A 9228-nucleotide genomic window follows, 5' to 3' on the forward strand; every position below is an offset into this window, starting at 1 on the left:
GCCGGACACCGCGTTACCGCCGGTAAACAACTGCGACTGTCATGAGCATGACCTTACGCGCACGGGGAGGCTACGGGTGGGCAGCACACGACGCACGTTCATAGCGGGGGCCGCGGCGGCCGGCGGCACGGCGGCGCTCGGCACGGCGGGCGCAGGCGCCGCGCAGGCCAGGGAGCGGGGACTGCCCCGGAAGGCCGGCCGCCCGTCCGCAGCGGTGCTCGGGGGCGGGGTCGCGGGGCTGACCGCCGCACATGAACTCGCCGAGCGCGGCTTCCACGTCACCGTGTACGAGCGGCGGGCGCTGGGCGGCAAGGCGCGCAGCATGGACGTCCCCGGCAGCGCGAAGGGCGGCCGACGGCCGCTGCCCGCCGAGCACGGCTTCCGCTTCATCCCCGGCATCTACCACAATCTGCCGGACACGATGCGGCGCATCCCCTTCCCCGGCAACGCCCACGGCGTGTGGGACAACCTGGTCTCCCCCGGCGAGATGATGTTCGCCAGGTCGGGCGGCCGTGAGGACATCCGGCTGCCGATCCCCTACCCCGGCCACCGGCCGGAGGAGCTGACCCCGGAAGAGCTCCGCCGCGCCCTGACGGCGGTCCTCGACACCGCCTTCCACCTCCCCTTCCATGAGACGGCGTACTTCGTCAATCGCGCTCTGGTCTTCCTCACCAGCTGTGACGAGCGCCGCAACGGGCCTTGGGAGCGCACGCCCTGGTGGGGTTTCACCCGTGCCGCGGAGATGTCGTACGACTACCAGCGCATCCTGGCCGTCGGAGTCACCCGCAACATCGTGGCCACCAAGGCCGAGGAGGCCAGCACCCGCACGGTCGGCGCCCTCGGCGAGGCCTTCGTCTTCAACGCCCTGGGCCTCGGCGCGGACGGCCCGCCCGACCGGCTGCTGAACGCGCCCACCAACGAGGCGTGGATCGACCCTTGGGCCGCGCATCTGCTCTCGCTCGGCGTGGAGTTCAGAATCGGCTGGACGGTGCGGGAGGTGCTGTACGGGGACGGGCGCGTGACCGGCGTCGCGGTCGACGACCCCGGCGGCGTACGCCGTACCGTCACCGCCGACCACTACATCTCGGCGATGCCCGTGGAAGGCGCCCGGCGCACCTGGGGCGCGGCGCTGCGGGCGGCCGACCCCCAGCTGGGCCGCTGCGACCTGCTGCAGACGGACTGGATGACGGGCATTCAGTTCTATCTGACCGAGGTGCCGCCGACCGTGCGCGGTCACTTCAACTGCATCGACTCCCCCTGGTCGCTGACCGCGATCGCCCAGGCCCGGCACTGGCCCGGCCGCGCCTTCGCGGCGGACTACGGCGACGGCACGGCCGTGGACTGTCTGTCGGCAGACATCTCCGAGTGGGACAGGCCCGGCATCCTGTACGGCAGGACGGCCAAGCAGTGCACCCGCGCCGAGGTCGCCCGCGAGGTGTGGGCACAGCTCAAGGCCGCCGTCAACGACACCGGAAAGCCGGTGCTCAAGGACAGCGCGCTGCACTCGTGGTACCTCGACCCGGGCGTGGACGGCCTGGGCACCCCGAACCCCACGAACGAGGACGAGCTGCTCATCCATCCGGTCGGCACCTTCCACAACCGGCCCTCCGCCAAGACCCGCATCCCCAACTTCTACCTGTCCGGGGACTATGTGGCCGTCGACATCGATCTGGCGACGATGGAGGGGGCGAACGCCTCGGCGCGCCAGGCGGTCAACGCGCTGCTGGAGCGGACCGGATCACCGGCCGAACGCTGCACGGTCACCCCCCTCTACCGTCCGCGGGAGCTGGAAGCCGCCAAACGGCATGACCGCTTCCGCTACCGGCTGGGGCTGCGCAATATCTTCGACCTGGGCTGACGGCCGGCTGCCGGTAGCGTACGGAGGCATGAAGCTCACCATTCTCGGCGGCGGAGGGTTCCGGGTGCCCCTGGTCTACGGGGCGCTCCTCGGCGACCGCGGCGAGGGCCGGGTCACCCGGGTCACCCTGCACGATGTGGACGCGGACCGGGTCGCGGCGGTGGCGCGGGTCCTCGCCGAACAGGCCTCCGGGCACGCCGACGCGCCCGAGGTTGCCGTCGCGCACGATCTCGACGAGGCCCTGCGCGGCGCGGACTTCGTGTTCTCGGCGATCCGGGTCGGCGGGCTCGCGGGCCGGGCGGCGGATGAGCGGATCGCGCTGGCCGAGGGGGTGCTGGGGCAGGAGACGGTCGGCGCGGGCGGGATCGCCTATGGGCTGCGCACCGTGCCCGCCGCCGTGCGGATCGCCGGCCGGGTGGCCGCACTCGCCCCGGACGCCTGGGTCATCAACTTCACCAATCCGGCGGGCCTGGTGACGGAGGCCATGTCACGGATTCTCGGGGAGCGGGTGATCGGCATCTGCGACTCGCCGGTGGGCCTCGGCCGGCGCGTCGCGCGCGTCCTGGGGGCCGATCCGGACACGGCGTGGATTGATTACGCCGGCCTCAACCATCTCGGCTGGCTGCGCGGGCTGCGTGTCGGCGGGCGCGATGAGCTGCCCCGGCTGCTCGCCGACGACAAGGCCCTGGGGTCCTTCGAGGAGGGCCGGCTCTTCGGGTCCGAGTGGCTTCGGTCACTGGGCGCGATCCCCAACGAGTATCTCCACTACTACTACTTCAACCGGGAGACGGTGCGCGCCTATCAGGAGGCGAAGCGCACCCGCGGGGCGTTTCTGCTGGACCAGCAGTCCGGCTTCTACGAGCGGATGCGGCGGCCGGACACGCCCGCGCTGGCGGCCTGGCGCGACACCCTCGCCGAACGCGAGGCCACCTATATGGCCGCGAACCGCGCGGCCGCCGGGGCCGGGGAACGCGCCGCGCAGGATCTGGAGTCCGGCGGCTACGAGAAGGTCGCGCTCGCGCTGATGCGGGCGATCGCACGCGACGAGCGCAGCACCCTGATCCTCAATGTGCGCAACCGCGGCACTCTGCCGGTGCTCGACGACGACGCGGTGATCGAGGTGCCGTGTCTGGTGGACGCCAACGGCGCGCATCCGGTGTCGGTCGATCCGCTGCCGTACCACGCGGCGGGGCTGGTGACCGCGGTGAAGGCGGTCGAGCGTGAGGTGCTCACGGCCGTGGCGGACCGGTCGCGGGTGAGCGCGGTCAAGGCGTTCGCGCTGCATCCGCTCATCGACTCGGTGACGACAGCGCGGCGGCTCGTCGACGCCTATGCCGCCGGGCATCGCGAGCTGGCCCATCTGGCCGCGGGCGGCTGACACAGCCGACGGCGATCTCACCCGTCCGCAGCAGCCGAGTCCTTACGTACCTGTGACGGGTCGGCGTGCGACGCCGCCCTGCGGGGCCCGGACCCGTAGCGTCAGCGATATGCGTGTACTTGTCACAGGAGGCGCGGGCTTCATCGGCTCGCAGGCGGTGGCGGCCCTGGCGGCACGCGGGCACGATCCGGTCGTGCTCGACGCCCTGCTCCCCTCGGCCCATCCCGAGCCCCCTCCGCCGCACCCCGCCGCCGAGCAGATCCACGGGGACGTACGGGATCCGGCGACGGTCCTGCGGGCGCTGCGCGGTGTGGACGCGGTGTGTCACCAAGCGGCCATGGTAGGGCTCGGCAGGGACTTCGCCGACGCGCCCGCGTATGTCGGCTGCAATGACCTGGGCACGGCGGTGCTGCTGGCGGCGATGGCCGAGACGGGGGTGGCGGAGCTGGTGCTGGCGGGTTCGATGGTCATCTACGGCGAGGGCCGCTACGACTGCGCGCGCTGCGGGCCGGTGCGGCCGGGCCCGCGGGCGGCCGCGGACCTCGACGCGGGGCGGTTCGAGCCGCGGTGCCCGGGGTGCGAAGCGGCGCTGACACCCGGACTGGTCGGCGAGGACGCGCCGGCCGACCCGCGCAATGTGTATGCGGCGACCAAGCTGTCCCAGGAGCATCTGGCGGCGGCGTGGGCCCGCGCCACGGGCGGCCGGGCGGTAGCCCTGCGGTACCACAATGTGTACGGCCCCGGGATGCCCAAGGACACCCCGTATGCGGGCGTGGCCTCGTTCTTCCGGTCCGCGCTGGCCCGCGGCGAGGCCCCCCGCGTATTCGAGGACGGGCGGCAGCGGCGGGATTTCGTCCACGTCCGGGATGTGGCGGAGGCCAACGCCACCGCCCTGGAGGCGCTGCGCGGGCGCGCGCCCGGAGTGCTCACCCCGTACAACACCGGCAGCGGCGTCCCGCACACCGTCGGCGAGATGGCGGCGGCGCTGGCGCGCGCGTACGGCGGGCCCGCGCCGGAGATCACCGGCGAGTACCGGCTGGGCGATGTACGGCATATCACCGCGGACTCGTCCCTGCTCGCCGCGGACCTGGGCTGGAAGGCGCGGGTCGGCTTCGCCGAGGGCATGGCGGAGTTCGCGGCGAGCGCCCTGCGCGGCGAACCGGGTCGTACGGCGGAGACCCCGGCATGACGGCGGATGTGGTGCTGCCCTGTCTCAACGAGGCTCAGGCGCTGCCCTGGGTGCTGGAACGGATCCCGGCCGGCTGGCGGGCGATCGTCGTCGACAACGGTTCGACGGACGGCTCCGACAGGATCGCGCACCGGCTCGGCGCGCGCGTGGTGTACGAGGGGCGGCGCGGCTTCGGGGCGGCGTGCCATGCGGGGCTGCTGGCGGCTGACGCGGACGTCGTCTGCTTCTGCGACTGCGACGCCTCGCTCGATCCGGGCCTGCTGCGGGATTTCGTCCGGCAGGTGGCGGACGGCGAGAGTGATCTGGTGCTGGGGCGGCGGCGGCCGCGGGGGCGGGGCGCATGGCCGTTGCACGCCCGCGCCGGGAATCTGGCGCTCTCCCGGATGCTGCGCCGCCGCACCGGGCTGCGGCTGCACGACCTGGGTCCGCTGCGGGCCGCTCGCCGCACGGACCTGCTGTCCCTGGAGCTGACCGACCGGCGCAGCGGCTATCCCCTGCAGATGGTGGTGCGCGCCGCCGACGCGGGCTGGCGGGTCACGGAGCGGGATGTGCCGTATCTGCCCCGCGCGGGCAGGTCGAAGGTCACCGGGACCTGGCGGGGCACCTGGCAGGCGGTGCACGACATGCGCGCGGTCCTGGCGGAGCCGGGAGACGTGGTCCGGTGACGGGGGGTCAGGCAGCCGGGAGGCAGGCGGGCGGCGGTCAGACGGCCGGAGTGCAGGCGGCCGACGGGCAGACGGCTGAAGTGCAGGCAGCCAACGAGCAGACGACCGAAGCGCACGCAGCCAACGAGCAGACGACCGAAGCGCACGCAGCCAACGAGCAGACGACCGAAGCGCACGCAGCCAACGAGCAGACGACCGGGAGGCAGGCAGCCGACGGTCGGGCGGCCGGCGCCCTGCTGGTCATCGCCAAGGCGCCGGTGCCGGGGCGGGTGAAGACCCGGCTGACGGCACAGTTCTCGGCGCGCGAGGCGGCGTGGCTGGCCGAGGCGGCGCTGGCCGACACGCTGGAGACGGTGCGCGCCACCCCGGCGGCGCGGCGGGTCCTCGTCCTCGACGGGCAGCCGGGCGACTGGCTGCCCGGCGGCTTCGAGGTGGTGCCGCAGTGCCCGGGCAGCCTGGACGTCAGGCTCGCCCACGCCTTCGGGCAGTGCGAAGGACCGGCCCTCCTGGTCGGGATGGACACCCCGCAGATCACCTGCGAACTGCTCACCGAGGGCCTTCGGGCGGCCGCCCGCGGCGCCTGCTTCGGCCCGGCCGCCGACGGCGGCTTCTGGGCGCTGGGCCTGGCCCGGCCGGCCCCGGAGCTGCTGCTGGGGGTGCCGATGTCGACAGCCGACACCGGGGCCGTACAGCGGGAGCGGCTGGTGCGCGCCGGCCTCACGGTGGGCGAGCTGCCCGTCCTGCGGGACGTCGACACCCCCCACGACGCGTGGCTGGTGGCCGCCGAGGCCCCGTGGACGCGGTTCGCCGCGGCGCTCGCCGGGCTGGCGGGGACGCCGAGCGGGGTGCGATGACCGCGCCCGCCCGACAGGCAGACACCCGACAGACCGACACCCGACAGACCGACGCCTGGCAGGCCGACCCGTACGCGGACGCGCTGCGCACCGGCCGCGGGCCGCTGTATCTGCGGCGGGCCGACGGCCGGCTGCTGCCGCTGGAGGTGGAGCGGTGGTGCGCGGCCCCGGACGCCGCGGATCTCACCGTGCTGCACCGCTGCCGGGGCAAGGTCCTCGACATCGGCTGCGGCCCCGGCCGGCTGGTCGCGGCGCTCGCCGAGCTGGGCCGGCCGACGCTCGGCATCGACGTCTCCCCCGCGGCGGTGGAGCGCACGGTGCGCCTCGGCGGCCTCGCGCTGCGCCGCTCTGTGTTCGACCCCCTGCCGAGGGAGGGCCGTTGGGGCACCGCCCTCCTGATCGACGGCAACATCGGCATCGGCGGCGACCCACGGGCCCTCCTTGAGCGCGTGGCCTCACTCGTCGCCCCCGACGGGGTGCTGCTCGCGGAGACGGCGCCCCAGGACGTCGACGAACGCGCCCGGGTCCGCGTCTCCGACGGCGGCCACGCCCAGGGCGCGGCGTTCCCCTGGGCCCGCGTGGGCGCTCCGGCGCTGCTCCGCTACGCCCGCGACACGGGGTGGGCGACCCCGCCGGAACACCGCGTGGCCCGGTGGGAGGCGGGCGGCCGCGCGTTCGTGGCGCTGCGGCGGGTGTCTTCCTCTGCGGGTCCTATGCCCTGGGGGGCGTAGCACCCGCATCCGCACTCGCCATGCGCTCGATCGCCCGCCTCGGCCATCCGGGCGACCTGGAGTCGGCGGTCCTCCTCCAGCGGGGGCCGCCGGCCGGCTGCGCAGGAACGTGCGCGGCCCCTTCGTACGTCCGCACGGCGGGTCGCGAGGTGTATAGCCGGCTTTGAGCCCCCCTGCAGCCACCGCGCGCAAGGTGCCCGCAGGACTATCCGGCACACCCCGCGCCGCACTTGGAGGTTCCGTGTCCCTACGACTGTTCACCTCGGAGTCCGTCACCGAGGGCCATCCCGACAAGATCGCCGACCAGATCAGCGATGCGATCCTCGACGCGCTGCTGGCGCAGGACCCCGCTTCGCGGGTGGCCGTGGAAACCCTGATCACCACCGGTCAGGTCCATGTGGCCGGAGAGGTCACCACCCAGGGCTATGCCGAGATCCAGCACCTGGTCCGCGAGACCGTGCTGAAGATCGGTTACGACTCCTCCTCCAAGGGCTTCGACGGCGCGTCCTGCGGCGTCTCGGTCTCCATCGGCGCGCAGTCGCCCGACATCGCCCAGGGCGTGGACACGGCGTACGAGTCCCGGGTGGAGGGTGCCGCCGCAGGTGAGGAAGCCGATGAGCTGGACAAGCAGGGCGCCGGCGACCAGGGCCTGATGTTCGGCTACGCGTGCGACGAGACGCCCGAGTTGATGCCGCTGCCCATCACCCTCGCCCACCGGCTCTCCGCCCGACTCGCCGAAGTGCGCAAGAACGGGACCGTCCCCTATCTGCGCCCCGACGGCAAGACCCAGGTCACCATCGCCTACGACGGGGACCGCGCCGTCGAACTCGACACCGTCGTCGTCTCCTCGCAGCACGCTCCCGGCATCGACCTGGACTCGCTGCTGATCCCCGACATCCGTGACTGCGTCGTCCAGCCCGTGCTCCACCAGCTCGCCGAGGACGGGGTGAAGCTGCGCACCGAGGGCTACCGGCTGCTGGTGAATCCGACGGGCCGGTTCGAGATCGGCGGTCCGATGGGCGACGCGGGCCTGACCGGCCGGAAGATCATCATTGATACGTACGGCGGCATGGCGCGGCACGGCGGTGGCGCGTTCTCCGGCAAGGACCCGTCCAAGGTGGACCGTTCCGCGGCGTACGCGATGCGCTGGGTCGCCAAGAACGTCGTCGCGGCCGGGCTCGCGGCCCGCTGCGAGGTCCAGGTGGCGTACGCGATCGGCAAGGCCGAGCCCGTCGGTCTGTTCGTCGAGACCTTCGGCACCGAGACCGTGCCCGTACCGCACATCCAGGCCGCCATCGCCCAGGTCTTCGACCTGCGCCCGGCCGCCATCATCCGCGACCTCGACCTGCTGCGGCCCATCTACGCCCAGACGGCCGCCTATGGCCACTTCGGCCGTGACCTCCCCGACTTCACCTGGGAGTCCACCGACCGGGCCGAGAAGCTGCGCCAGGCGGCCACGGCGGCCGTCTGATCCGCGGGACCCGCCATGCACCGACCACCGCAGAACCACGGAACCAAACGGAACCAAGGAGCAGCGACCGTGCGCATAGCCGTAACTGGTTCGATCGCTACGGACCACCTCATGGTCTTCCCCGGCCGGTTCGCCGAGCAGCTCATCGAGGGCAGCCTCGACAAGGTCTCGCTCTCCTTCCTCGTCGAGGAACTGGAGATCCGGCGCGGCGGCGTCGCAGCGAACATCGCCTTCGGACTCGGGCGGCTGGGCCTTGGCCCGTACCTGGTCGGAGCGGTGGGCACGGACTTCGCCGACTACCAGGTCTGGCTCAAGGAGAACGGCGTCGACACGGACTCGGTCCGCGTCAGCGAATCGCTGCACACCGCACGGTTCGTCTGCACCTCCGATGCCGACCACAACCAGATCGGCTCCTTCTACACCGGAGCCATGAGCGAAGCACGACACATCGAACTCCGGCCCGTGCACGAGCGGGCCGGCGGCCTCGACCTCGTGGTGATCTCGCCGAACGACCCGGAGGCCATGCTCAACCACACCCGCGAATGCACCGCCCTCGGCGTGCCGTTCGCGGCCGACCCCTCACAACAGCTCGCCCGGATGGGCCGCGAGGAGGTGCGCGCGCTGCTCGACCACCCCGCGTACCTCTTCACCAACGAGTACGAGAGCGTCCTCATCCAGGAGCGGACCGGCTGGACGGAACAGCAGATACTCGGCCGGGTCGGCACCTGGGTCACCACACGGGGCGCGGACGGCGTACGCGTGGAGCGCGCCGGACTCCACACCGTCGAGGTCCACGCCGTGGCCCCGCACGGCACGATCGAACCGACGGGCGCGGGCGACGCCTTCCGGGCGGGCTTCCTCGCCGCCACCGCCTGGGGCCTCGGCCTGGAGCGGGCGGCCCAACTGGGCAGCGCGCTGGCCACCACTGTCCTGGAGACCACGGGCACCCAGCCCGACGCACTGCGCGGCGGCGATCTGCTGACCCGCGTGCGCGGCGCCTACGGCGACCAGGCGGCCGGCGAACTGGCCCCGTTTATGGCGGCGACGACATGAACGCGGGACGGATAGCGGCTCTGCGTGAG

Annotated in this window: 8 protein-coding genes; all 8 read left to right on the forward strand. The window is 73.2% G+C overall.

Going from position 1 to position 9228, the window contains the following annotated elements; genetic code table 11:
- Positions 1 to 76: 76 nt before the first annotated feature.
- The 8 genes from OF819_RS04790 to OF819_RS04825 all read left to right on the forward strand — a co-directional run bounded on the left by OF819_RS04790 (position 77) and on the right by OF819_RS04825 (position 9199).
- The gene (locus OF819_RS04790) at positions 77 to 1858 is read left to right on the forward strand and encodes a hydroxysqualene dehydroxylase (protein ID WP_267242059.1); all 1782 of its coding nucleotides are present in this window, start codon (positions 77 to 79) and stop codon (positions 1856 to 1858) included.
- 28 nt (positions 1859 to 1886) lie between these two features.
- Positions 1887 to 3236, forward strand: coding sequence for a 6-phospho-beta-glucosidase (locus OF819_RS04795; protein ID WP_267242060.1), 1350 nt, complete (start codon positions 1887 to 1889; stop codon positions 3234 to 3236).
- Positions 3237 to 3345: 109 nt separating this feature from the next.
- Entirely contained in the window at positions 3346 to 4425 is a 1080-nt protein-coding gene (locus OF819_RS04800) for an NAD-dependent epimerase/dehydratase family protein (protein WP_267242061.1), read from the forward strand.
- On the forward strand, positions 4422 to 5090 hold the full coding sequence (locus tag OF819_RS04805; RefSeq protein ID WP_267242062.1) for a glycosyltransferase family 2 protein: 669 nt from the start codon (positions 4422 to 4424) through the stop codon (positions 5088 to 5090). Before OF819_RS04800 ends, OF819_RS04805 begins: the two co-directional genes overlap by 4 nt.
- Positions 5091 to 5323: 233 nt before the next feature.
- The gene (locus OF819_RS04810; protein ID WP_267242077.1) at positions 5324 to 5944 is read left to right on the forward strand and encodes a TIGR04282 family arsenosugar biosynthesis glycosyltransferase; all 621 of its coding nucleotides are present in this window, start codon (positions 5324 to 5326) and stop codon (positions 5942 to 5944) included.
- Positions 5941 to 6675, forward strand: a complete 735-nt coding sequence (locus tag OF819_RS04815) for a class I SAM-dependent methyltransferase (protein ID WP_267242063.1) — start codon at positions 5941 to 5943, stop codon at positions 6673 to 6675. The genes OF819_RS04810 and OF819_RS04815 overlap by 4 nt, the downstream gene beginning before the upstream one ends.
- Before the next feature lie 241 nt (positions 6676 to 6916).
- Positions 6917 to 8146, forward strand: a complete 1230-nt coding sequence (gene metK, locus OF819_RS04820) for a methionine adenosyltransferase (RefSeq protein WP_267242064.1) — start codon at positions 6917 to 6919, stop codon at positions 8144 to 8146.
- Between the two features lie 69 nt (positions 8147 to 8215).
- The gene (locus OF819_RS04825) at positions 8216 to 9199 is read left to right on the forward strand and encodes a carbohydrate kinase family protein (RefSeq protein WP_267242065.1); all 984 of its coding nucleotides are present in this window, start codon (positions 8216 to 8218) and stop codon (positions 9197 to 9199) included.
- The last annotated feature ends 29 nt before the right edge of the window (positions 9200 to 9228 follow it).

Origin of the sequence: Streptomyces sp. PR69 (genome assembly GCF_026420845.1) — a bacterium.
Lineage (GTDB): Bacteria > Actinomycetota > Actinomycetes > Streptomycetales > Streptomycetaceae > Streptomyces.